Origin of the sequence: Peribacillus sp. B2I2 (assembly GCF_041261685.1) — a bacterium.
In the GTDB taxonomy this organism is placed as follows: Bacteria; Bacillota; Bacilli; order Bacillales; family DSM-1321; genus Peribacillus.
In genome coordinates this window covers 4,317,521-4,341,315 of record NZ_JBGCCB010000001.1, presented here as the reverse complement: position 1 = coordinate 4,341,315, position 23,795 = coordinate 4,317,521, and the positions used below count along the sequence as shown (strand labels likewise).

At 42.0% G+C, this 23,795-nt stretch carries 19 protein-coding genes and 2 other annotated features (1 of these 21 cut by a window edge); of the genes, 9 read left to right on the top strand and 10 right to left on the bottom strand.

Annotated elements, in window-relative coordinates; all coding sequences use genetic code 11:
* Nucleotides 1–20 (top strand) — a binding site (T-box leader) (it extends 205 nt beyond the left edge of the window).
* Between the two features lie 31 nt (nucleotides 21–51).
* Nucleotides 52–276: a binding site (T-box leader), on the top strand.
* Nucleotides 277–335: 59 nt separating this feature from the next.
* A complete protein-coding gene (gene thrS, locus ABIE66_RS21515; RefSeq protein WP_370017095.1) occupies nucleotides 336–2,243 on the top strand; it encodes a threonine--tRNA ligase in 1,908 nt (635 codons plus the stop codon).
* Here thrS and ABIE66_RS21510 read toward each other — a convergent pair.
* The 3 genes from ABIE66_RS21510 to ABIE66_RS21500 form a co-directional block, all read right to left on the bottom strand.
* Entirely contained in the window at nucleotides 2,203–2,418 is a 216-nt protein-coding gene (locus tag ABIE66_RS21510) for a hypothetical protein (RefSeq protein WP_370016229.1), read from the bottom strand. The genes thrS and ABIE66_RS21510 overlap by 41 nt on opposite strands.
* A 73-nt stretch (nucleotides 2,419–2,491) precedes the next feature.
* Nucleotides 2,492–3,052, bottom strand: a complete 561-nt coding sequence (locus tag ABIE66_RS21505) for a hypothetical protein (RefSeq protein ID WP_370016228.1) — start codon at nucleotides 3,050–3,052, stop codon at nucleotides 2,492–2,494.
* A 240-nt stretch (nucleotides 3,053–3,292) separates the two neighbouring features.
* A complete protein-coding gene (locus tag ABIE66_RS21500; RefSeq protein ID WP_289326229.1) occupies nucleotides 3,293–3,919 on the bottom strand; it encodes a LysE family transporter in 627 nt (208 codons plus the stop codon).
* Between the two features lie 252 nt (nucleotides 3,920–4,171).
* On the opposite strand from ABIE66_RS21500, the gene asnA reads away from it, so the two are divergent.
* The 4 genes from asnA (at nucleotide 4,172) to ABIE66_RS21480 (ending at nucleotide 9,082) form a co-directional block, all read left to right on the top strand.
* Nucleotides 4,172–5,167 carry an aspartate--ammonia ligase gene (asnA, locus tag ABIE66_RS21495; RefSeq protein ID WP_289327377.1) on the top strand — a complete coding sequence of 332 codons (996 nt, stop codon included), beginning with the start codon at nucleotides 4,172–4,174 and terminating at the stop codon, nucleotides 5,165–5,167.
* A gap of 326 nt (nucleotides 5,168–5,493) precedes the next feature.
* Entirely contained in the window at nucleotides 5,494–6,729 is a 1,236-nt protein-coding gene (locus tag ABIE66_RS21490) for an MFS transporter (RefSeq protein WP_370016227.1), read from the top strand.
* A gap of 183 nt (nucleotides 6,730–6,912) precedes the next feature.
* On the top strand, nucleotides 6,913–7,545 hold the full coding sequence (locus ABIE66_RS21485; protein WP_370016226.1) for a LysE family transporter: 633 nt from the start codon (nucleotides 6,913–6,915) through the stop codon (nucleotides 7,543–7,545).
* Nucleotides 7,546–7,744: 199 nt separating this feature from the next.
* The gene (locus ABIE66_RS21480) at nucleotides 7,745–9,082 is read left to right on the top strand and encodes an amino acid permease (RefSeq protein ID WP_370017094.1); all 1,338 of its coding nucleotides are present in this window, start codon (nucleotides 7,745–7,747) and stop codon (nucleotides 9,080–9,082) included.
* A gap of 50 nt (nucleotides 9,083–9,132) precedes the next feature.
* Here the strand turns inward: ABIE66_RS21480 and ABIE66_RS21475 are convergent, their stop codons facing one another.
* Nucleotides 9,133–10,806, bottom strand: a complete 1,674-nt coding sequence (locus ABIE66_RS21475; protein ID WP_370016225.1) for a ribonuclease J — start codon at nucleotides 10,804–10,806, stop codon at nucleotides 9,133–9,135.
* 238 nt (nucleotides 10,807–11,044) lie between these two features.
* Nucleotides 11,045–11,941 carry a TetR/AcrR family transcriptional regulator gene (locus ABIE66_RS21470; RefSeq protein ID WP_289326225.1) on the bottom strand — a complete coding sequence of 299 codons (897 nt, stop codon included), beginning with the start codon at nucleotides 11,939–11,941 and terminating at the stop codon, nucleotides 11,045–11,047.
* Nucleotides 11,942–12,141: 200 nt separating this feature from the next.
* On the opposite strand from ABIE66_RS21470, the gene ABIE66_RS21465 reads away from it, so the two are divergent.
* Nucleotides 12,142–13,647, top strand: coding sequence for a DHA2 family efflux MFS transporter permease subunit (locus ABIE66_RS21465; RefSeq protein WP_370016224.1), 1,506 nt, complete (start codon nucleotides 12,142–12,144; stop codon nucleotides 13,645–13,647).
* Nucleotides 13,648–13,898: 251 nt separating this feature from the next.
* Here ABIE66_RS21465 and ABIE66_RS21460 read toward each other — a convergent pair whose 3' ends face one another.
* The gene (locus ABIE66_RS21460) at nucleotides 13,899–15,902 is read right to left on the bottom strand and encodes a YhgE/Pip family protein (protein WP_370016223.1); all 2,004 of its coding nucleotides are present in this window, start codon (nucleotides 15,900–15,902) and stop codon (nucleotides 13,899–13,901) included.
* Between the two features lie 122 nt (nucleotides 15,903–16,024).
* Here ABIE66_RS21460 and ABIE66_RS21455 point away from each other — a divergent pair, with 122 nt between their 5' ends.
* Together ABIE66_RS21455 and ABIE66_RS21450 are read left to right on the top strand one after the other, a co-directional pair.
* Nucleotides 16,025–16,927, top strand: a complete 903-nt coding sequence (locus ABIE66_RS21455) for a LysR family transcriptional regulator (protein ID WP_370016222.1) — start codon at nucleotides 16,025–16,027, stop codon at nucleotides 16,925–16,927.
* A 255-nt stretch (nucleotides 16,928–17,182) separates the two neighbouring features.
* Complete coding sequence (locus ABIE66_RS21450) at nucleotides 17,183–17,872, top strand: alpha/beta fold hydrolase (protein ID WP_370016221.1); 690 nt, start codon at nucleotides 17,183–17,185, stop codon at nucleotides 17,870–17,872.
* Nucleotides 17,873–17,961: 89 nt separating this feature from the next.
* On the opposite strand, the gene ABIE66_RS21445 is transcribed toward ABIE66_RS21450, so the two are convergent.
* Nucleotides 17,962–18,588, bottom strand: coding sequence for a TetR/AcrR family transcriptional regulator (locus ABIE66_RS21445; protein WP_370016220.1), 627 nt, complete (start codon nucleotides 18,586–18,588; stop codon nucleotides 17,962–17,964).
* A 189-nt stretch (nucleotides 18,589–18,777) separates the two neighbouring features.
* Between ABIE66_RS21445 and ABIE66_RS21440 the strand changes: the two genes are divergently transcribed.
* Nucleotides 18,778–19,536, top strand: a complete 759-nt coding sequence (locus ABIE66_RS21440) for an SDR family oxidoreductase (RefSeq protein WP_289315136.1) — start codon at nucleotides 18,778–18,780, stop codon at nucleotides 19,534–19,536.
* Nucleotides 19,537–19,924: 388 nt separating this feature from the next.
* On the opposite strand, the gene ABIE66_RS21435 is transcribed toward ABIE66_RS21440, so the two are convergent.
* The 3 genes from ABIE66_RS21435 to ABIE66_RS21425 form a co-directional block, all read right to left on the bottom strand.
* Complete coding sequence (locus ABIE66_RS21435) at nucleotides 19,925–20,626, bottom strand: FadR/GntR family transcriptional regulator (RefSeq protein ID WP_370016219.1); 702 nt, start codon at nucleotides 20,624–20,626, stop codon at nucleotides 19,925–19,927.
* Nucleotides 20,627–20,776: 150 nt separating this feature from the next.
* Nucleotides 20,777–22,135, bottom strand: a complete 1,359-nt coding sequence (gene gudD / locus ABIE66_RS21430) for a glucarate dehydratase (RefSeq protein WP_370016218.1) — start codon at nucleotides 22,133–22,135, stop codon at nucleotides 20,777–20,779.
* 31 nt (nucleotides 22,136–22,166) lie between these two features.
* Nucleotides 22,167–23,528 carry an MFS transporter gene (locus ABIE66_RS21425; protein ID WP_289326218.1) on the bottom strand — a complete coding sequence of 454 codons (1,362 nt, stop codon included), beginning with the start codon at nucleotides 23,526–23,528 and terminating at the stop codon, nucleotides 22,167–22,169.
* Nucleotides 23,529–23,795 lie beyond the last annotated feature (267 nt).

Genomic DNA, 23,795 nt, shown 5'->3' with positions numbered 1-23,795 from the left:
TAAACGCACTCGTCCCTTATATAGGGATGGGTGCGTTTTTTTATATATAAAAATATTGCCATGATAAGGACATGAATCATTTTTACGGTCTGCAGAGAGGGAAGGGCAGCTGCAAACTTCCTGGCTTAGGAAAATGATTTACCGCCTTTGAGCTATATCGGTGAACGAGAGTAACTGATATCGTCTAAGCTGCGTTAAAAGCTCCAGAGCCATGAGTGTTTTCTTGCTTATGGGAAATTGGGTGGAATCACGGGTATAAACGCACTCGTCCCTTATATAGGGATGGGTGCGTTTTTTTATTACTAAAAAGGGGTGTTTATGTGATGGGTGAAAAAATGATTAAAGTTCAATTCCCGGATGGGCAGCAAAAGGAATATCCGCAAGGGATGACAGTGGAAAGTGTGGCAGGGTCCATCAGCCCAAGTTTAAGGAAAAAGGCAGTAGTAGGAATACTGGATAAACAACTGGTTGATCTAAGTCACAAGTTGAATAAGGATGCCGAACTGTCAATCTTGAATCTGGATTCGGATGAAGGATTACAAGTTTTGCGACATACATCGGCGCATGTTTTGGCACAGGCTGTGAAAAGATTATTCCGAAATGTGGAATTAGGGATGGGGCCAGTCGTAGAAGATGGTTTTTACTATGATTTTAAGTTAGATCATCCTTTGAGCTCAGAAGATTTACAAGCTATTGAAAAAGAGATGGAACATATCATAAGTGAAAATCTGGAAATTAAAAGGATCGAAGTGTCTTATGCAGAAGCTGTGAAGTTATTCCAGGATAGAGGGGAGTCATTCAAACTGGATATAGCAAAGAATATCCCTAAAGATGAAAAACTAACGATCTATCAACAGGGGGAATTCGTCGATCTTTGCAGAGGACCCCACCTTCCATCCACATCATTTGTAAAATCGTTCAAATTGACTCGTGTATCGGGAGCCTATTGGCGGGGAGACAATCAAAATGAAGTTCTTCAAAGGGTGTATGGTGTGGCTTTCCGAAAGAAAAAAGATTTACAGGATCATTTTAAATTCCTGGAGGAGGCGGCCAAACGCGATCACCGCAAATTAGGGAAGCAGTTGGAGTTATTCATGTTTTCGGAGGAAGCTCCTGGAATGCCGTTTTATTTACCGAAAGGACAAATCGTTAGAAATGAATTGGAGAAGTTCTCGCGGGAAATCCAGACTGAAGCTGATTACGACGAAGTTCGGACTCCTTTCATGATGAACCAGCGGTTATGGGAACATTCGGGTCACTGGGATCATTACCATGAGAATATGTACTTCACTGAGGTGGATCAAACAAAATTCGCGATGAAGCCTATGAACTGTCCAGGTCATATGCTTATTTTCAAAAACAATCTTTATTCTTACAGGGATTTACCCATCCGGATGGCCGAGTTCGGTCAAGTCCACCGTCATGAATATAGCGGTGCATTGAACGGGATGTTGCGGGTCCGTACATTTTGTCAGGATGATGCCCACATTTTTGTTCGGCAGGATCAAATCGAAAGTGAAATTAAACAAGTGTTTCATCTGATTGATAAGGTGTATCGCACTTTTGGTTTCGAGTATTCGGTGGAACTCTCGACTCGTCCAGAGGATTTAATGGGCGAAGATTCCCTTTGGGAAGCTTCTGAAACAGCCTTGAAAAATGTTCTGGAAAGCATCGGGATACATTATCAATTAAATGAAGGGGACGGGGCATTTTATGGACCGAAAATTGATTTTCATATTAAAGATGCATTAAAACGAAGCCATCAATGTGCAACAATCCAACTTGATTTTCAGATGCCCGATAAATTTGATCTGACTTACATCGATGAAAATAATGAAAAGGTTCGTCCTGTCGTCATTCATCGTGCCATATTTGGATCGATCGATCGTTTTTTTGGAATCCTGATTGAACATTTTGCCGGTGCTTTTCCGGTATGGCTTGCCCCCTTGCAAGTACAGATCATCCCTGTCTCACAAGTTCATTTGAATTATTGTTTAAAGGTTCAAAAAGAACTGAAGAATCAAGGCATAAGAGTGAAAATTGATGATCGGAATGAAAAGATGGGGTATAAAGTCAGGGAAGCTCAGATTATGAAAATTCCATATATGCTGGTCCTTGGCGATAAAGAGGAGAAAGAAAATGAAGTGAATGTCCGGAAATACGGGGAACAAGAATCTGAAAATGTCGCAATTGAACGGTTCATCAATAAAATGGTCCAGCAAATAAAAGAACGGAGCATCTAATAAGAAAGGAGCTTAATCCGGAACTCACGAGTAAAAGCACGAAACTCACTAGTAAAGCACCAAAACTCACGAGTAAATGCGCGAAACTCACGAGTAAAAGCACGAAATTCACGAGTAAATGCGCGAAACTCACGAGTAAATGCACGAAATTCACTAGTAAAGCACCAAAACTCACGAGTAAAAGCTTGAGTTTCCATAAATGCCCATAAAAAAAGACAGCCGAATATATCGTCTGTCTTTTTTTTTATCTATCTACAAATCCATACCCAGCCAACGCCAGGAATGAACTGCTGGAAACAGTTACCCCCCGGGCCGCCTTGTCCGCCGCCTTGGCCACCACCTTGGCCACCACCTTGTCCGCCGCCTTGGCCACCACCTTGGCCACCACCTTGTCCGCCGCCTTGTCCGCCGCCTTGTCCGCCGCCTTGTCCGCCGCCTTGTCCGCCGCCTTGGCCACCACCTTGGCCACCACCTTGTCCGCCGCCACCAACAGGGCAGGTTAATCCTAGATATTGTAATCCGACTATATCTGTATGATGAACCTCATTTGGGATGCCGCCTTCGAGTATCTGTACCATATTAGTAACATTATTTATCCCCATCAAAATAAAGGTGTGCTGGGTGTTACCCCAAAAACCTCTGAAACAATGACCTTGTCGGCCTGCGTTTAAATGTGACTGAATAGTGGCTACTGGAACCAGTGTTTGTACTGGAAGTCTGTCATCATAATAAGGCAAATTAGCATAAGAATTATCATAATAATATGGAACATTATAAGAGTAATAACCGTAATTATTATACATTTTCAAGAAATCCTCCCTTTGTGTTTACCCTTCAGACTATGAACAAAGAGGGGCTAGTGTCCGACATGGACAAATATGGACAATAAAATAGGCGGCCTATTTTATAAAAAATAAGATAATTAATACGAACTCACGAGTAAAGCATCGAAATTCACGAGTAAATCCGCCAAACTCACGAGTAAATGCCTGAAATTCACGAGTAAAGCACCAAAATTCACGAGTAAATGCTTACATCTCCTTAAATCTTTATGTAAACAAAACTTTGGCTGCCTGGATGGCAAAGTAAATGCCAATCCCTATAAGGGATATTCCTGAAATGATCGAGATGCCCATTAGAATGGGTTTGGATAAGAAACGTCTGAAGGTGCTGGCGATGATGGCCATTGTGAAATCCCAGGCTAAGAGGCCGATAAGGATTCCTGAACTGTATAAAAGTAAATGATCCATATCATATTTGGATGCGGAGTTTGCGAGAATCGATCCATAAATCCCCAACCAAAACAAAATGGATAAAGGATTCGAAAGGGACATGATGAATCCTGTTAGGAATGAAGAAAAAAGGGAATCTTTTGCTTTTCGTTCATTCACTTCAATCTTACCCGCACTAAGCAGACTTTCGATTCCGGTATAGGTCAGGACGAAAAAGCCAAAGAGCCACAAAAATGTCTTCATGAAGGAGTTGTCCAAAAAGTGGACGACACCGAAAAAGACAAGGGCTATAAAAACAAAATCCGCTAAAATGGCACCCCAGCCAAAAACCCAGGCATGCCAAAAACCTTTCTTGATCCCTTTGTCCAATTGTGCAGCGTTAATGGGACCGATAGGAGCCGCCAGTGATAAGCCCAATAATACATAGCTGAAAAAAACACCCAATTCATCACCTCATCGTTTGTTACATCTTCGTTAATTGAATGTATTCAAACAATTGGACTTGTACCACCTTTTTAGTCCTTTTTTTGAGTGGATATGGTGAATTTAGTCCGGTTTGCTGCACTCGGTAGAGACCCTTTTTGTAACAACACAGAAAGGTCCTTCATAATGTAATTTAGTCAAAAAAAGACGTCAAATTAAATGCATGCGCTATGTTCAAAAGGGAATTGGAGGATAATTATGCCAAAATTATCAATGCCAAATAAGTACAAAACAATCCTTGATATCATGCATACTGATATTGCAATTAATGAAATTAAGGATCATTTTGAAGAAGGACTTTCAACTGCGTTAAACCTTATAAAAGTATCAGCCCCTATTGTTTTAAATGAGGGTAATGGAATAAATGACAACTTAAATGGTGTGGAACGGATTCTTACCTTTGATGCTCTGGATATTAAGAATAAAAAAATAGAAGTGGTTCAATCTTTGGCAAAGTGGAAAAGAATAACTCTATCTAGGTATGGTTTTGCTTCGGATGAAGGAATTTACACAAATATGAATGCGATCAGACGTGATGAAAAATTAGATAATTTACACTCGTTATTTGTGGATCAATGGGACTGGGAGAAAGTCATAGCGAAAGAACAACGTAACGTAGATACATTAAAATCTGAAGTGAAAAAAATATATAGAGCCATTAAGTCAACCGAACGTCATATGTTTGAATTCCATCATATGCTTAAGCCTGTGTTACCTAATGAAATACACTTTATTACGACTCAGGAGTTGGAGGATTCATACTCAAATCTGACTCCGAAGGAAAGAGAAAATGTAGTAGCAAAAAAATATGGTGCGATTTTTATTATGAAAATTGGCGGAGAGTTACAATCGGGAGAAAAACATGATGGGCGTTCACCAGATTATGATGATTGGGAGCTAAATGGCGATATCGTTTTGTGGAATCCACTTTTGGAATGTGCTTTTGAAGTTTCTTCAATGGGAATTCGGGTGGATGAAGATTCGCTGTTAAAACAATTAAAGTTATCCAAAAACGAAAATCGTACGGGGCTTGAATATCATAAGTCCGTATTGGAAGGAAATCTTCCATATTCAATAGGTGGAGGAATAGGCCAATCCAGATTATGCATGTTTTTGTTGAAGAAAGCACATATTGGCGAGGTTCAGGTTTCGGTATGGAATGACCAAATAGTAAACGATTGCAAAGAAAGGAATATTATTCTTTTATAGTTAAACACGATAGCTGATTAATTGCAGAGACTCTCGAAAGAATGCGAAAAGATACATTTTAGGAAGCTCGTTATCGAGTGACGTTTGAAATGCAGGGAAACCCATTCATTTAAAGAATGGGTTTTTTGGTTTAAAGTAGAATGAATCCTTATTTTAAAGTCGAGGCAAACTAGAAGGGGAAGTCCTAAAGGGGTAATTTTGGCACTGAATAAATATTATTGCCCTATAACATAATAATTAAAGACATCTAAAAAATGATGCACAACAAATTGGTTACACAGATAGGTTACCTTTTATTGCTTTTATAATGGATGAGGAGTGTAAGTATGGAAGGTCATGAGGAGCAAAAAAATAATGTAAGCGTGTGGTGTCTCATCAGTATGGCATCAATTCCATTGGTAATGACACTAGGAAATTCAATGCTTATCCCTGTTTTGCCGATTTTCGAGGAAAAGGTGGGAATATCTTCATTTCAATCAAGTATGGTGATTACAAGCTATTCTGTTGCATCTATTTTCTTAATTCCTATTGCTGGTTATTTATCAGATCGATTCGGAAGGAAGATGGTGATCCTGCCAAGCCTTGTCCTTGCCCTGATCGGCGGCTTGATCGCGGGTTATGCATCATGGAAAATGGATGATCCCTATACATGGATCATCATTGGGAGAGTATTGCAAGGGATTGGTGCGTCTGGAGCCTCGCCGATCATTTTGCCTCTGGTGGGGGACCTATACAAGGATGATGATGAAAAAACCAGTTCTTGCCTGGGTATCATTGAAACCTCGAATACATTTGGTAAAGTCCTGAGTCCAATATTGGGTTCCCTTTTTGCCGCATTTATCTGGTTTTTACCATTCTTCTCGATTTCATTCTTCAGTTTAATATCTATTGTCTTGGTCTTTTTCTTTATAAAGGTACCAAAGGAGAAGGATGAACCGAAGAAATTTAAAGAATTCTGGCATGATACGAAAAAAATATTCAAGCAGGAGGGAAAATGGTTATATACAGTTTTCCTGATTGGTGTATTTGTCATGTTGGTTTTGTTCGGTGTTCTTTTCTTTTTGTCTGACAACCTTGAAAAAGTCCATGATTTGCATGGAGTCAAAAAAGGTTTCGTGATAGCGATCCCGCTGTTTTTTCTTTGTGTATCTTCTTATGTTGCAGGGAAAAAAATCAAGGGAGAATTACCAATCATGAAAATGATCATCATGATCAGTATAGCTGTCCTTTCAATCAGCCTTGTTTTTGTCGGTTTTACAAAAGAAAAGGTTTTCCTTCTATTACTCATAACGAGCCTAGTTGGCATAGCAATTGGTGCGTTATTGCCGACACTCGACGCAATCATCACTCAAAATATAAAAAAGGAACAGCGGGGGACGATTACCTCTTTCTACATGTCATCAAGGTTCATCGGAGTTGCGGCAGGCCCACCGGTTATGTCCCTTGTCATGAAAAATCATGTCAATATGACCTATATCATTTCGGGAATCATTGGTATATGCATTGTATTGATTGTTATGAAATTCATTAGTTCAGACAAAAAAGAAGCAGCTGCTAACTAAAAGACTTCGAAAAGCATACTAAGGAAAATTCAAAAAAGCCGGGTTTTTCCACACGGCTTTTTTTGTGTGTAATTCGCGTGAAAAGTGTTATCCCATCTAAATTTTTTTCAGCAAGAGGTTATAGGTGAGGGGGTGTCACATAGAATGTACAAGTTATTAACTAGCTCGAAGGAGTGATGCTTTTTGAGTGTACATTTACTGCTGAGTTATTTTTTCTTGGGGCTTACCCTTGCAGCACCGATTGGTCCGGTGAATTCTGCTCGTATCGATAAAGGGATCAAGAACGGGTTTTGGCATGCTTGGATCGTAGGGGCAGGGTCGATGATCGCAGATGCCTTGTTCATGATTTTAGTGTATGTAGGTATGGTACGGTTTTTAGAAATTCCGATTGTCCAAATCTTTCTATGGCTTTTTGGCGGATTTGTGCTAATTTATTCTGGGGTCGAAAGTGTTTTACGGGTTAATACGATAACATTAAATCAATACAGGAATAGAGATTCTTTATTATCCTGTTTTTTAACTGGTTTCATTATGTCAGTGACCAGCCCATTATCGATTTTATTTTGGTTAGGGATATATGGATCCGTCTTGGCTAAAACAGCTTCAAGTTATGGGACATCCCAACTTTTCTTCTATAGCGGGATGATTTTTCTTGGTCTTACCTGCTGGGATTTTTTTGTAGCGGCATTAACAAATGGATTTCGCAGGTTTTTAAATGAAAAAAGCTTAATGGCGATTTCGGTCATCTCAGGATCATCACTGATCGGTTTTGGGGTTTATTTTGCTTATCAAGGCATTCGTGCCATCCTATCATAATGCTTAATGCTTAAGTTTATTACATAGGTATTTGATTTATCATATGGAGAAATTCTTCCTTGCATAATTCATTGTGGCATTATCAACACTATGAATGATGGAAGGAGGGGGTAATGTCATGACGACAAAAGCCAATTGCAGTTCAGCGAAAGGGAAGGCTGTCCAAGATTCTAATGCATCAGGTGAACAACAAGGCGATATGAAATGGTGGCAGCTATCATTGGTCGGTGTAGGCTGTACGATCGGGACAGGGTATTTCCTTGGATCGACTATAGGGATTAAAACGACGGGGCCATCCATTGTATTTTCATTTGTATTGGCTGCACTAGGTACCTACATCGTTTATAATCTACTTGCTAAGATGACAGCTGCCGATCCTCAAGAGGGTTCTTTTTGTTATTATGCCAATAAAGCATTTGGAAGATGGGCTGGCTTTAGCTGTGGCTGGAATTATTGGTCCTCCAATATATTGATCATGGGAAGTCAGCTTACTGCTCTTTCGCTATTATCACAATTTTGGTTCCCTAAAGTACCGCTGTGGCTATTTGCATCAGGATTTGCCATTGTTTCAATCGTGGTGGTATTGCTGGGAACAAAAGGGTTCGACAGAGTGGAAAACATCCTTGCGGTAATTAAGACAGCAGCGATCGTAATGTTTATCATTATTGCAATATGTGCCGTTTTCGGCTGGTTTGGTCTTAATGGAGGGAAACCGCCCTCATTTCCGAATACGTACAATGAATTATTCCCAAAAGGGCTAAAAGGGTTTTGGACATCCCTTATCTATGCTTTTTATGCGTTTGGCGGCATTGAGGTCATTGGACTGATGGCGATGCAGCTTAAAAAGAAAGAAGATGCTCCAAAGGCTGGGACAATCATGCTCTTGGTTCTTACTATAATATACGTCGTTTCATTGGGATTAGCCGTGACCATGATATCGTTAGGGGCATTCAGTGAAAAAGAAAGTCCATTCGTTTCGGCATTGGACAGTTATCACCTGACGTTTTTCCCGCACGTTTTTAATGGTGCGATCATCATTGCCGGATTCTCGACGATGACCGCTTCACTATTTGGTGTAACCAATCTATTGGTAACGCTCTCCAATGATGGGAATGCACCCTCGGTATTCATGCAAAAGATCAAGAAATTCAAGGATCTTCCACTGCCCTCACTAGGGCTTGGAGCCCTAGGTCTTTTAGGATCGATCATCACTGCCTTGCTCCTGCCAGGCAAGATTTATGAATACATTACAACATCTGCTGGAATATTACTTTTGTATAACTGGGCATTCATCATTCTTTCTTCATTCAAAATCTTGGAAAATAAGATTTGGAGTAAGATTACGGCCGTTTTCGGACTTCTTCTAATTTTTGCCGCTGTCAGTGGCACCCTGCTTGAAAAAGAAATACGACCAGGGTTTTTCATCAGCCTTTTATTCATCGTGATCATCGGTCTTGCTGCCGTTTTCATGAAGTTCAAGGTTTGGAATAAGAATAAGGCGATGGCCGCAAAAGCCAGTAAATCGGAACTGGATTGAAAAAAAGGAACTCGACTATATGAAGTCGAGTTCCTTTTTATGTGTTGGCGCTAAATCTCAATGATTATCGGAAGGATCATTGGTTTTTTCTTAGTTTGGGTAAAGAGATATTGCCCCAGTTCCTTCTTTATGGTTTGTTTAATGATATTCCATCGGTATATTTTATCACTTTGTAAATCGTTGACCGTTTTCGTAACAAGACGATTTACATGTCTCAGGAGCTCTTCGGAATTTTGAACATATACAAATCCACGGGAAATGGTATCGGGTCCTGATACTATTTTTCTTTCCGTCTTGCTTAGTGTTATGACGATTACGAGCATCCCATCTTCGGAAAGCTGCTTACGGTCCCGCAGAACGATTTCTCCAACATCACCAACGCCCACACCGTCAACAAAGGTATTGCCGGCAGCGACCTTTCTCGTTTGACGGGCGACCGAGTTTTCAATATCAACGACATCGCCATTATTGATGATGAAAGTATTGTCCTTCTCCACCCCGACAGACTCAGCTAGTAGTCGATGTTGGTGCAGCATCCGATACTCCCCGTGAATGGGTATGAAATACTTAGGTTTCATCAGGGTAAGCATGAGCTTTAACTCTTCCTGATAGGCATGTCCGGAAACATGCATGCCTGTTACAGTCCCAGATCCGTAAATGACTTTGGCCCCCAGTTGAAACAGGTTGTCGATGATGCGTGAAACATCGCGTTCATTTCCCGGTATTGGAGTGGAGGCAAGAATCACGGTATCACCAGCTAATATACTCATATCCCGATAATTCGAACTGGAAAGGCGAGACAGAGCAGCAAACGGCTCTCCTTGACTTCCCGTACATAAAACCGCGACTCTTTCAGGAGCATAATTATCGACCTCATGTGCTTGGATCAGCATCCCCTCAGGAACGTCGAGGTAGCCGCGCTCGATGGCAACGGATACGACGTTCACCATGCTCCGTCCCAGTAAGGCCAATTTTCGGTTTGTCTTCTGAGCAGCGTTCACCACTTGTTGAACGCGATTGACGTTTGAAGCGAAGGTTGAAAGAAAGACTTTCTGTTTTGCCTGCATGAAGGCCTCTTCGATATGGCTGCCAACGAGATGCTCCGAGGGACTTGAGCCGGGACGTTCTGCGTTCGTGCTTTCAGATAACAAAACCAGTACACCTTCACTCCCGATTTTCGCCATTTTATGAATATCGGGATACTGATCATTCATGGGAGTCAAGTCAAACTTAAAGTCCCCTGTATGAACGACCGTGCCTTCTGGCGTACGCATGTTGACCCCAAGGCAATCGGGTATACTATGATTCGTTTTGAAAAAGTCGAGAACCATCTCCCCGAATTCCAATCTTGAATCCGAATCGATTTGGATTAACTTCGTATCACCCAAAAGGTTATGTTCTTTTAATTTCAATTCAATCAAACCAAGTGTTAAACGTGTGGCATAAATCGGTACATTCAATTTTTTCAAGAAATAGGGGATACCGCCAATATGATCTTCATGCCCATGAGTCACAATTAAAGCCCGGATCTTCTCCTTATTTTCCTGAAGAAAGGTAATATCAGGAATGATCAAATCGACTCCTAATAAACTTTCATCAGGAAACTTTGCACCACAGTCAATAATGACCAAATCGTTTGAATATTGAACCACATACATGTTTTTACCGATTTCATTCACTCCGCCTAGAGCCAGTATGGACAAAGTATTTTCATTCACACTCAAATAGCTAGACCTCCCTTTAATATAATAAGGATAGTGTTTCCATAGGCCCCTCTTATAAAACCAACTTCTTTTTTAAAATGACTTCTCAAGCAATTAAAAACCAAACCTAAAGGGGAGGAGGGCTGAGAAACATGCGTTAACAAGCTACTAATGCTCATAAAAAAAACACCTACCGTTTTCAGTAGGTGCGTGAGTAAACCATTCCATCCTCATTAGAGAAGAATCCGCTCTCATTCCTTCATTGGCTCAAGCAAGAGTTGATGCTTTCCTCAAAAGTCTCAATGTATCCTTGGACCTGCGCTGCATATTGAGTCTTTAAAGAGTTCAGCAAACTTTCTATCAAAAATTTTCGCGGTTTGTCTGACTGCATCAGCTCATCTTGAATAAAATCGACCAATTCCATCGCTTTTGTTCGATCTTCACCGCAAGGAAAAGCTTTGTTTATCGCTTTTTTCAATTCCGTGGTGGCGTCCAGCAAATCATTATGGCAAGGATCAAGATGGTTTTTAAAGTTGGGAAACCACGTGTCCATTAGTTCCGGATCAAGAATCTGTTCTCCGCTTTCAGCCACTTCATTGACTAAATGGACAATTCGGTTCATGCAATAGCGGATAATTTGAATGTCCGGTGTACCAGCCGCATTAGCACGATAGCTAAAATGATTCATGTGGGTCATCATCGAATGAAAGATAATGACGCTATCTAAAAGAAAGGGTTTTTTGCTTTCCCCGAATATATCGAGAAACCGGTTATACATCCAACGTATGCTCAACAATAGCGTCTGATTGATGAATTGTTTTAATTCTTCATCGTTGGAGACACGGACTTCTTCGATCAGGATAAGCAATTTGCTTTGCTTGTTCACCATCATCTGCAGTTCGAGTTGCTGGATGAAAATTTCGATATTGGCTGAATCTTGATCAATCAACAGTTTTTCCCGTTCGTGGCGAATCCTTGTATAGACGGAGCGGAAAATGGCTATAAATAATTCACCCTTCGAAGGGAAATAATTATAAAATGTACCTTTTGAAATACCGCTGCCGTCTAGAATGTCCTGAATGGAGGTGGCTTGGTAACCTTTATCAATAAACAGCTTATGAGCCGTATCGATGACATTCTGCCTTCGATTATTCATCATATCACCTAATTTTCATTATACTGCTTGTATAAATGTAATCGTACTCTATTTTCCATCACAGCACAAACCCTTATTTTAACCAGTAAATATTTATTGCAAAAAATGAACTAGGGGTATATTATTGATTTTATGAGATTGGGTTATACCTCTCGTACAATTAAATGAACCAATAGTTTGAATGGAGGAATAGATAAAAAGTGAGTACTGCACAAACAACTGAAAAAAAGGGTTCGTATGGCATTTTGATCATACTGATGGTCGGGGCGTTTATATCGATACTGAATTCAACCCTTTTGAATATTGCACTGCCATCAATCAAAATAGACCTGGGGATTGAGACTTCCACAGTACAATGGTTGACGACGGGCTACATGCTAGTGAACGGAATCTTGATTCCGACAACAGCTTTCTTAATAAGAAAATATTCGGTGCGTAATCTGTTCCTGACAGCCATGCTCCTATTCTCAATCGGGACGATCGTTGCAGGTGTTGCGCATGCATTCCCGTTATTATTGAGCGCACGTATGGTTCAGGCTGCAGGTTCTGCAATTATGATGCCGTTATTAATGAACGTGCTTTTAACTGCATTCCCTGTTGAAAAACGGGGCTCGGCAATGGGATTATTCGGTTTAGTCATGATGTTTGCCCCTGCAATCGGGCCGACGCTTTCAGGCTGGATCATCGAACATTATGATTGGAGAATGCTATTCCATTTCATTACTCCGCTAGCTTTACTAGTGCTTATTCTCGGCTTCTTTAAACTTAAAGACAAAAAGGAAAAAGTCGATATTAAAATTGATAAATTATCGGTCGTTCTTTCAAGCTTAGGCTTTGGCGGCTTGCTTTATGGATTCAGTTCCGCAGGCAGCAAGGGGTGGGATAGCCCTTGGGTATATGGAACATTGATTGTCGGTGCCATTTCCCTGATCCTTTTCATTACACGCCAGCTTAAAATGGAAACGCCGATGCTTGAATTCAAGATTTTCAAACATCCGATGTTCGCTTTATCCGCAACGATTTCAATCGTGTTGAATATGGCCATGTTCTCGGCGATGATCTTAATGCCGATGTATACACAAACGGTCCGTGGCATTTCACCATTCGATTCAGGATTATTGATGCTGCCCGGTGCACTATTGATGGCCCTCATGTCACCGATTACCGGTAAGCTCTTCGATAAATTCGGTGCGCGCATACTTGCTTCAACCGGTTTGTTTATTACTGTGGTGACGACGTATTTCTTCAGTAAATTATCAATGGATACTTCTTATACACATATTGTGATTTTGTATTCCGTCCGTTTATTCGGTTTGTCCATGGCCATGATGCCGATCATGACAAATGGATTGAACTCGCTGCCAGCCCGTATGAACCCGCATGGTACAGCCATGAATAACACGCTGAACCAGATTTCAGGCGCAATCGGTACAGCATTGCTTGTTACGGTCATGTCAAACCATGCCGCTTCTTCCGGTGAGGATTTAATGACCAAAGCGATGAGCAAATTAACAAGCCAGCCCACTGCCGAGATGATGGAACAAATGCAGGCCCAAGTCGGGATGCAGGCGATGCTCGATGGAATTAACTTCTCCTTCTTTGTATCTACCTTCATTGCTGCTGTGGCACTGATTCTGACATTATTCATTAAGCGTGCATGGCCGGCTGAAGAAAAACCAGCTGTGAAAGAAGATCAAACCGCTTAAAGGAAACAATCAAAAAGCCCCTATGTCACCTGAATACTCAGGCAGCATAGGGGCTTTGTTTAAACTTCAGCCGATTTAGTTTGGTTTATCACCAAATTTAAAACCCCGGATGGAAATAATTCGACCTACACCCAAATTAATTCGACCAACAATCCATAAGCCTCATCCGTTAGTATGTTTTTTCCGTGAGTTCACTTCTGACTTTATGTATGCAAAAAAGCGCAGTGCCATTGGCACTGCGCTCTTTTACATCAGGATGTCATTTCCTCTGAAGGCGCCTTTGCATGCTGGATATGACTCGCTATCCAGCCAATGATCGCTGCAGAAACGAGATAGGCAAGTAAGATCCAAATCTGCGTTCGCAAGTTTTCCCAGCCGCCTAATGAGATGACCTCTTGAAGCTCCTTTAGTGAGTGGGCCATTGGCAAAAATTGACCGATTTTCGTCAATATTGACATGCCCAGTTCGCCTGGGAATGTTCCGCCGCAGGTAGCCAATTGGAATACGAGAAGGGTCACGGCTGCGAATTTGCCGATCACTCCGAATACGGTCACCAACATAAGAATGAACGTCATGAAGGTAAATGAAACGATGATGCTTGATAGAATGAATACAGGGATACTGGCCACATGTAAATGGAATCCAAGCAGGACGACTGCATCCACTAGAAGTGCCTGAATCAAGCCGATTACATATACCAGCCCCAGTTTATTCGTGAAATGGACGGTTCCGGTAACCTTAAGATTCTGCCTGCGGCCAAGCGGCAAGATATTGGAAGCCATGATGCCGCCTACATAAAAGGCCAATGACAGAAAATAAGGCGCAATCCCGGTTCCATAGTTAGGAACTTCCGACAGATTGGATTGGACCAATTGCACGGGTTCAGAGAACATCGAGGTGGTCGAATCGTCGTACTGAAGACTGGCCGTTTTATCCGCAGCTTCATTTAGCTTGGAAGATAACTTGTTTGAACCCGTTTCCAATGAAGCCAGTCCGTCTTGAAGTTCCGTCGATCCGCTGGCTAGTCGGCTGCTGCCGTCAGCTAGTGAATCGATTCCGGTATTTAAAGTGGAAAAACCATTAGTCCATTTAGAGAATCCATTCGCGAATTCTTCAGACCCCTCGTTCAATTGCTTAGCACCCGAGGTAGCTTGTGCCATTTTATCACCAAAGGTTTTCATTCCCGATTGAATGGTGCCTTGGCCATCTGCCACTTTAGCTGCACCTTCGCCCAATTGCTTTTGTCCGGCATTTAAAGTGATGGCTGCTTTTGATAAGCCTTCTGATAGGGCAAGGATTTGCTTGAAGTCTTGATCCTTCATTGCATCGGGATGACTTTTGATATAGGCATCCAATTGTTTCTTAAGAGTATTCGCTGTATCGGCAGCCTGTTCTTGCCCTTGCATCAATTTTGCATTTCCGGCTGACCAGTTCTCAACACCCTGACTTACTTCATTCATCCCATTTTCCAATGAGTGATGTCCATCCGTTAGCTGCTTCATGCCGGAATATAAGTTCTGGGAACCTGATGTTAATCCTTCCGCACCATCAGCCAAGGCTTCTTGTCCATTCAAGAGCTTGGTGCTGCCTGATTGCAGATTCTGGGCACCATCATTCAAATCCTGAATGCCATCAGTCAATTTCTCACTGCCGCTTTTCGCATCCGCCGTTCCAAGATGAAGCTCTTCCGCTCCATCCCCGGCATCCGCCAAGCCTTTAGAAACGTCCTGGAATTTCGAAAGGATGCCTTCCGAATATACCTTTGTAATGCTTGCGTTGATTTTTGCAGTCATCTTTTCAACAGCAGTTGTGCTGATTTGTGAGGCAACGAAGTTCTTACCTGGATTGACCGTATATAAAAGTTTGGCCGTTTCCGGTTTTTCATCCATTAGTGTCGTGACATTTTCCGAAAAATCATCCGGAATCGTGACAACCATATAATAGGTACCTTCTTCAAGGCCTGTGTTAGCCTCCTCTGCCGAAACAAAATGAAAGTCCAATTCTTTCTGCTTCTTCAATTGTTTAACGAAATCATCTCCAGCCTCGATTGGCTTATCGTCCATTTCCGAACCATTATCGAGATTGACCACTGCTACAGGGAGCTGATCCAACTTTCCATAAGGGTTCCAATATCCTGCCAAGAAGAAACCTGAGTAAATTAAAGGAACGACTAAAAGGAAAATCAATGCGATTCTCCCGTGTTTATGTTTCCACATTGCTGTTATATCATGAAGTACAAGTTGTAAACCTTTCATTATAGAGCCTGCCCTTTCTAACTAAATGAGATTATTTCATCATAAAGGCTTTTTAAGATACTGTATAATACATAAATGATTATGTAATAATAGATTTAAATCTATGTGAAAAGAGTGGGAAAATGGAAATTTTACAGCTGAAGTACTTTCAAACCGTAGCACGACTGGAACATATGACGAAGGCTGCGGAACAGCTTCAGATTGCACAGCCATCCCTCAGTAAAACCATATCCCGCCTAGAAGAGGATTTGGGAGTCGCACTCTTCGATAGGGAACACAGGAAAATCAGGCTCAATGCAGCCGGAAGAATATTCTTGAACCGGGTCGAACGGGCTTTCGCGGAACTGAACGAAGGAAGGCGCGAAATAGAGGAATTAACAGTTCAAGACCAAAAGAACATCACATTGGCCGTTACCATTCCCAGGGTCCTGCCTGATTTATTGGGTACATTTTTATCTCAAAACCCGGATGTCCGTTTTCAACAATTCCTAAAATCCATATCATCCATGAAACAGCTACTAATTGAAGGGGAAATCGATTATTGCATATCATCCGTTCCAATTGAAGGCCCCGAATTAAAGTGGGAACCGCTGATTACCGAAGAAATATATCTGATCGTGCCTCCAAATCACCGGCTGGCAGGCAGGGAAAGCATTCAACTTCATGAAGTGAAAGATGAACCATTCATAAGTATGAACACAGGCTTCGGGTTCCGAAACCTAACCGACCAATTTTGCCTCGAAGCTGGATTTGTCCAGCACATCGCATTCGAAGGAGATGAACCTGCTGTCATCTCGGACCTTGTCAGGAAAGGATTGGGCGTCGCCTTCGTATCCGAATTGACATGGCTCCACCAAACCGGATCATTATCCCATAAAATCCGGATAACCGAGCCTGCCTGTCAAAGAACCATTGGGCTCGGCTGGTCAGAAAAACGCTACTTCACACCAGTAGCCAAGCAATTTCGTTTATTTGTCATGGATTACTTCGCTGCTGTCAACTCTGCTAGGCTGATGGGTGAATAATAGGACAGAGGCAGGATTGACCGTGCGAAGGTCGAATAAATCGGATATAGGACGGAATAAATTAGTGAAGGTCGAATAAATCGGAGGAGGGCCGGAATAAAAGGGATGAGGGCCGGAATTAGCGGATGAAGGTCGAATAAATGGGTGAAGGCATAAAACGTATAATTTAATTATGGTGAACATAGTATTTTAGGAGGTTTTTATTAAATAGATCGGGTTCAAAATGACAAATCCGATCCTAGGAGATGAATGGATATGGAAGTACGGGTTAATCAAATTGAGTTGAATGGCCTCACTTTTCAATATCGGGAGAGTGGGGAACGTTCCGCACCACCGCTTGTCGCCCTTCACGCGCTGGGGAAAAGTGCAGAATCATGGGATCACGTGGTTGCCGTATTAGGGGAAAATTATCGCGTATTAGCTTTAGATCAACGGGGTCACGGTGGGAGTTCGAGAACTGATACATACAGTTTTGAATTGATGTGCGATGATTTGCTTCATTTTGCGGATGCTATGAATTTGGGAAGGTTTTCGTTAATGGGGCATTCCATGGGGGGAACGGTTTCCTATCTTTTCTCTCAAACTTATCCTTCTAGGATAGAAAGGTTGATAGTCGAAGACACGCCTCCTCCTTTTTCGGATAAACCAATCGAATTTCCTTCCAGACCTTCTGGCCCTCTGCCGTTTGATTGGCAGGTGGTGCCTTCGATTCTACAGCAACTGAATGAACCCAATCCCGAATGGTGGGCGCGTCTTACTGAGATTACCATGCCAACTCTTGTTATAGGCGGTGGGGCGAGTCATATTCCCCAAAACAAATTACAGGAAGTTTCCGAGCTTATTCCGAATTGTGAATTGGTGACGATAGAGGACGCCGGGCACTTTGTGCATGATGATAATTTACCAGCTTTCTTAGCTGCCGTGAGAAGTTTTCTTATTTCGTGAATCCACCTACTTATAAGGCCCTTTTAATAGATAAATGATTAAATTCCATCCAAATAGCATTTTGAGGGAGGGCTACCAATGCAGCCCTCTTATTTTTGCCTGGAATCTTTCAATGTTTGGTTTATTTTATAAACGGCGTTTACCGGCTTATTATTAATGATTTCCAGAAGCTGTTCAGCCATATAGTCAGCGCTGTATTTAAATCCAGTGTTGACCCATTCGATTATCATGCCTAAAATCGCGTAAGCTTGGTAACTGGAGGCAAGTTCTGTATTGATCTTTGGGTTCGGCCGATAATCTTCTAGGTCCTCTAAAGGGAGTTTCTTTAATTCATGACAAATCCTTTCTAGTAATTTTGGCCATGCATTCGACTTTAGAATGAGGGTATAAATGTTTGCATAGTTAGCTACATGTTCAAATATTTTGATGACGGAAGCCGTCAGTTCATTGATGGTGAAAGTATCCACATCTTTATAAGGTTCCCGGTAAGATATGATCAAATCAGCTATGACATCCTCCATGACCTCTTCAAGCAGTTCCTCTTTGTACTGATAGTGTTTATAAAATGTACCCCGATTAAGATCGGCGAGTTCTACAATGTCAGTAATTGATATCTCCCTGAAATCCTTATTTTGCATTAATGATATGAGGGATTCTTTTAAAGCCTTTTTGGATTTCCTGATCCTTCTATCAATCCCAGTGTTATTATTAGACATTTTCTTCACCCTTTGTTCGTTATTGTACTTTTGATAAACAATATAACTCTTTCTGTTCATTGTTCAACATCGAGGTCATCATTTGCTGATTGTATAAGCCTGCTGAAACTAATTATACTATAAGGGAAGGTAGTTAATGAACATCTGTACAATAAGTATCACTTCACTAGAATGAATGGGGGAGTTTGAATGAAATTACAAGACAAGGTTGCAGTAGTGACTGGCGCAGCATCAGGCATGGGGAAACAAATTGCTATAGATTATGCTAGAGAAGGTGCTAAAGTCGTTGTATCGGATTTAAATCTCGATGGTGCGAATGCAACGGTAGAAGAAATAAAAGCGAATGGCGGAATGGCATTTGCCATTAAAACGAACGTAGCGGTAGAAGAAGATATTCAACATTTGATCGATACCACGGTCAGTACGTATGGTACGGTTGATATTTTGGTGAATAATGCGGGTATCATGGATGGCATGGAACCTGCCGGGGATATAGAGGATTCTGGATGGGATCGGATTTTTGCAATTAACACGACAAGCGTCATGCGTTCGACTAGAAAGGTTTTACCAATCTTTTTAGAAAAACAAAAAGGGGTCATCATCAATATTGCTTCTGCTGGCGGTTTATATGGTGCTCGAGCAGGCGCAGCATATACTGCCTCTAAACACGCAGTGGTCGGGTTCACAAAAAACACGGGCTTCATGTATGCAGATAAAGGCATTCGCTGCAATGCAATAGCACCAGGTGGAGTTGAAACCAATATTGGTTCCAGCATGACGAATATCAATAAGTTTGGCGCATCCCGCCAACAACTGGGTATGGCTATCAATCCACGCAATGGCAAACCTGAAGAAATCGCTAAAGTGGCTTTGTTCCTTGCTTCTGACGATTCCAGTTTTGTTAATGGTACTGTCATCACGGCAGATGCTGGCTGGAGTGCTTATTAAGCCGTAGATTAAAAAGAGGACGGTCAAAAACTAGGTGACTATACATGCATTCCTGCCAATAAGCAGGGGTACATTTTTTTTGAGTGGGTCATTGGCAGGTTCATTGGATGGGGATTTTGGTTTGTTAGACAATTTGTAAGAGGAAGGTTTCGACTTCATTAGGGAGTCCTGACATTTTCATTTCAATCGAACTGGATAAGTGGGGGCTGGATAGTTCAACTACTATCCAGTTTTTCTCAAAAAGAATTATGCTATCAATTGGATTTAAAAGATGAGTTGAACTCTGAAATCTTGGAAGCAAAATTGGTTCCCTGAAAAAATCCACTTTTCCTATTAAATTGGATCATTGAGTGATCCATTAGTTTGCTGCGTCCTCACAAACGATATATTATTTTGCGTGAGAATATTGAAGGACTTTCTGACGAACGTAATCAAGGTGCTTGTACATTTGGTTGAATGCTTCATGGGGATCATGTGCTGCAAGTGCCGCATAGATTGCTTTATGATATTTTACAGTCAATTCCCGTTCCCTGAATTGAATCAGGCTGTTTATTTTATTATGGGTAATCAATAAGGAATCGATCATCCCTTCGATAATGGGATTGTTCGCGCTTAAAGCAATGATTTTGTGGAATTCTTTATCAGCCTCTCCATAATCATTGTCTTCACTATTGGCAATCGTGTCGATCGTTACTTGTAATTTCCCCAGTTGTTCATCGGTGATCTTCTCGGCAGCCATTGTTACCAATCCCAATTCCAATGCCATTCGTGCTTCGATAATCGCTGGTAAATTATCGGTAGCCAGCGCCAGCATGACAGAGAATGGATGAGTTCCGATCTTATCGTTAAAAAAGGTTCCTTCACGCGTTTTCCGTGTTATGACACCCAGTGTATCAAGTGCACTGAGCGCTTCCCGTAAAACCGGCCGGCTTACTTCAAGTTCTTTCATAAGTTCCATTTCAGGAGGCAGTTTGTCACCCGCTTTCATTTGTCCAGTGACGAGCAGATGCACAATTTGATCCACTACTTGTTGTGAAAGAGTGTTGCGATGTACCGATTGTACGCCTAATTTCTTTGACGATTCTTCCATTATGTAACCCCTTTTCTGTGACTTCCTATATGTATTCCTACTGTAAGACTAATTATATAATATAATAAACTTATTTGCATGTAGACCTATGTCCAAAAAAAGTAAAATGCGCCGCTCTTAAGAGAGTGACGCATGCATTCCTTTAAAAAATCATCTGACAAGGCAAGGTGATTTTGGATTGAACTTCCATCCGGAGACCAGGTATTGCATAGCGATTGAATCATCACGGGCACCAAGCCCTTTTTGTTTATAAAGCTGATGCGCCTTCTCGATTTGTTCCATATCCAATTCAATTCCAAGTCCGGGTTTGGAAGGAACATCCACCATTCCGCCGACAATTTTAAAAGGTTCTTTTGTTAAGCGCTGACCATCCTGCCAAATCCAATGGGTATCGATCGCAGTGATTTTGCCTGGCGCTGCTGCTGCAACGTGTGTAAACATGGCAAGTGAAATGTCAAAGTGATTATTGGAGTGGGATCCCCATGTCAATCCCCATTCGTTGCACATTTGAGCGACACGGACGGAGCCTTGCATCGTCCAAAAATGCGGATCGGCAAGAGGGATGTCCACGGATTGAAGTTGAATGGAATGCCCCATTTGCCTCCAGTCCGTTGCAATCATATTCGTTGCGGTGGGAAGACCCGTTGCGCGCCTGAATTCCGTCATGATCTCCCGGGCGGAAAAACCGTTTTCCGCTCCGCATGGATCTTCCGCATAAGCTAAAACATGATGCTGATCCCGGCAAAGCTTAATCGCATCCTCCAGCAGCCAGCCGCCATTTGGATCAAGGGTGATCCTGGCTTCAGGGAAGCGTTCCGCAAGTGCCGTCACCGCTTCGATTTCTTCTTCCCCGCGCAAAACCCCGCCTTTCAATTTAAAATCATTGAATCCATAGCGAGTGTGGGCAGCTTCTGCCAAGCGGACAATCGATTCGGGTGTCAGTGCTTCCTCATGACGGAGGCGGATCCAGTCATCTTCCGCTTCAGGTTCGCTTAAATAACCAAGATCTGTTTTATTACGGTCACCTACATAAAATAAGTAGCCCAGCATTTCCACCTTATCGCGTTGCTGTCCTTCGCCGAGAAGGGCTGCGACTGGAACCCCCAAGTATTGGCCAACTAAATCGAGAAGTGCCGCTTCCAATGCTGTTACGGCATGTATGGCAATACGGAGATCAAACGTTTGAAGGCCGCGCCCTCCTGCATCCCGGTCCGCAAACTGCTTACGGATGGTATTTAGAATGTTGTTGTATGTCCCGATGGACTGGCCGACAACCAATTGTTTGGCATCTTCGAGTGTCTGGCGAATTTTTTCGCCTCCAGGAACTTCACCTACACCCGTATTACCCGCATTGTCTTTTAGAATGACAATGTTCCGGGTGAAATAAGGAGCATGGGCGCCGCTCAAGTTCAGAAGCATGCCGTCATGGCCCGCAACTGGAATAACGCTCATTTCTGAAATGACCGGTGTGCCGATTTTTACATTATCCTTAAGCAATTGATTATTCATAATTTTTCCCCCTACTAGAATATTTAATTGACTATGATTTTAACTCGACACGTTTAATTTCACCAACTAGGAATAAATAACTTAAAATCGCGACAAGAGCATTAGCACATACGAAGACTAGCGCCCCATTGAACGACCCTGTCGTGGCAATGATATATCCGATGATAATCGGTGTTGTAATGCCTGCAATGTTACCGAATGTGTTGAAAAGCCCCCCGCTAACACCGGACATTTCTTTTGGTGAGGTATCGGCCACTACCGCCCAGCCGAGTGCCCCAAATCCTTTACCGAAAAACGCAAGGGCCATAACGAAAATAACAACCCATTCCGTATCTACATAGTTTGCAGCCACCAAGCTCATCGATAGAATCATCCCAACAACGATTGGCACTTTTCGGGCGACAGTCAATGAGAATCCCTTCCGTAACAAGAAATCCGAGAATGTCCCTCCGAGAATGCCGCCAAAGAATCCACAAATGGCTGGAAGGGAAGCGACGAATCCAACTTCAAGAATGGTCATGCCTCTTTCTTGCACAAGGTACACAGGAAACCATGTCAGGAAAAAGTACGTTAACGTTGTAATGCAATATTGTCCGAGATAAACACCCAGCAGCATACGGTTCGATAAAAGCTGCTTAATATGATTCCAGTTGACGCCTTTCTTTTCCTCCTTATGTGTAATGGTTTGATCCATATTGATCAAAGCTCCGCCTGCTTCGATATATTCAAGCTCAGCTTTGTTGATACGCGGATGTTCCTTTGGACTATAAAGCGTTTTCATCCAGATGAAAGCAACGATGATTCCTAAAGCGCCCATAAAGAAGAAGACGTATTCCCAACCAAATTTATACGTAATGTAACCCATGATCGGTGCAAAGAGAACAGTTGCAAAATACTGGGCGGAATTGAACGTGGCAGCCGCGGTTCCGCGTTCATGGCTTGGGAACCAGGTAGCAACGATTCGGCTGTTGGCCGGGAAGGAAGGGGCTTCTGCCAATCCAACTAAAAAACGGAGTCCGAACAATACCATGACCGCTGTTCCGGCAGAACCGAAAAATCCGAGGAATCCTTGTAAAAGCGTAAAGGTAGACCATAGCATGATACTCCAAAAGTAAACTCTTTTTGAGCCAAAACGGTCTAAAAGCCATCCACCTGGAATTTGTCCAGCTACATAAGACCAAGCGAAAGCGGAGAAAACATAGCCCATCATGACTGAATCGAGACCAAGCTGACCAGACATGTCCGTACCCGCGATTGATAGCGTCGCACGATCCGCATAATTCAGGGCGGTGACCATAAAGAGCATAAAGACAATGAACCATCGTGTGCGTGTTTTTTTCTGTGCACTTGGCAGTATAGGAGAAGCTTGAAAAACTTTTTCTTCAGCGTTCATATACTCACTTCCTTAAACGTATTTTTTTCTTGATACCGCTTACAATGTAGTTGCTTCCCCCTTTGCGAAAATTCTAACTATTTAGTTTTGTCCAATGGTAAGACAAATGAAATTGTTTGTCAATGTGTTTTTTGTAAATTCGTTTTTACATTTTAGCTCCTTAATTATCTATTTTTCTTGTATATATTAGAAGCAAAATTATTGAGGTTTGATTTGATTTTTCATTTTTCAGAAAATAAAAAATATACGATTGACCATTTGGTGTAT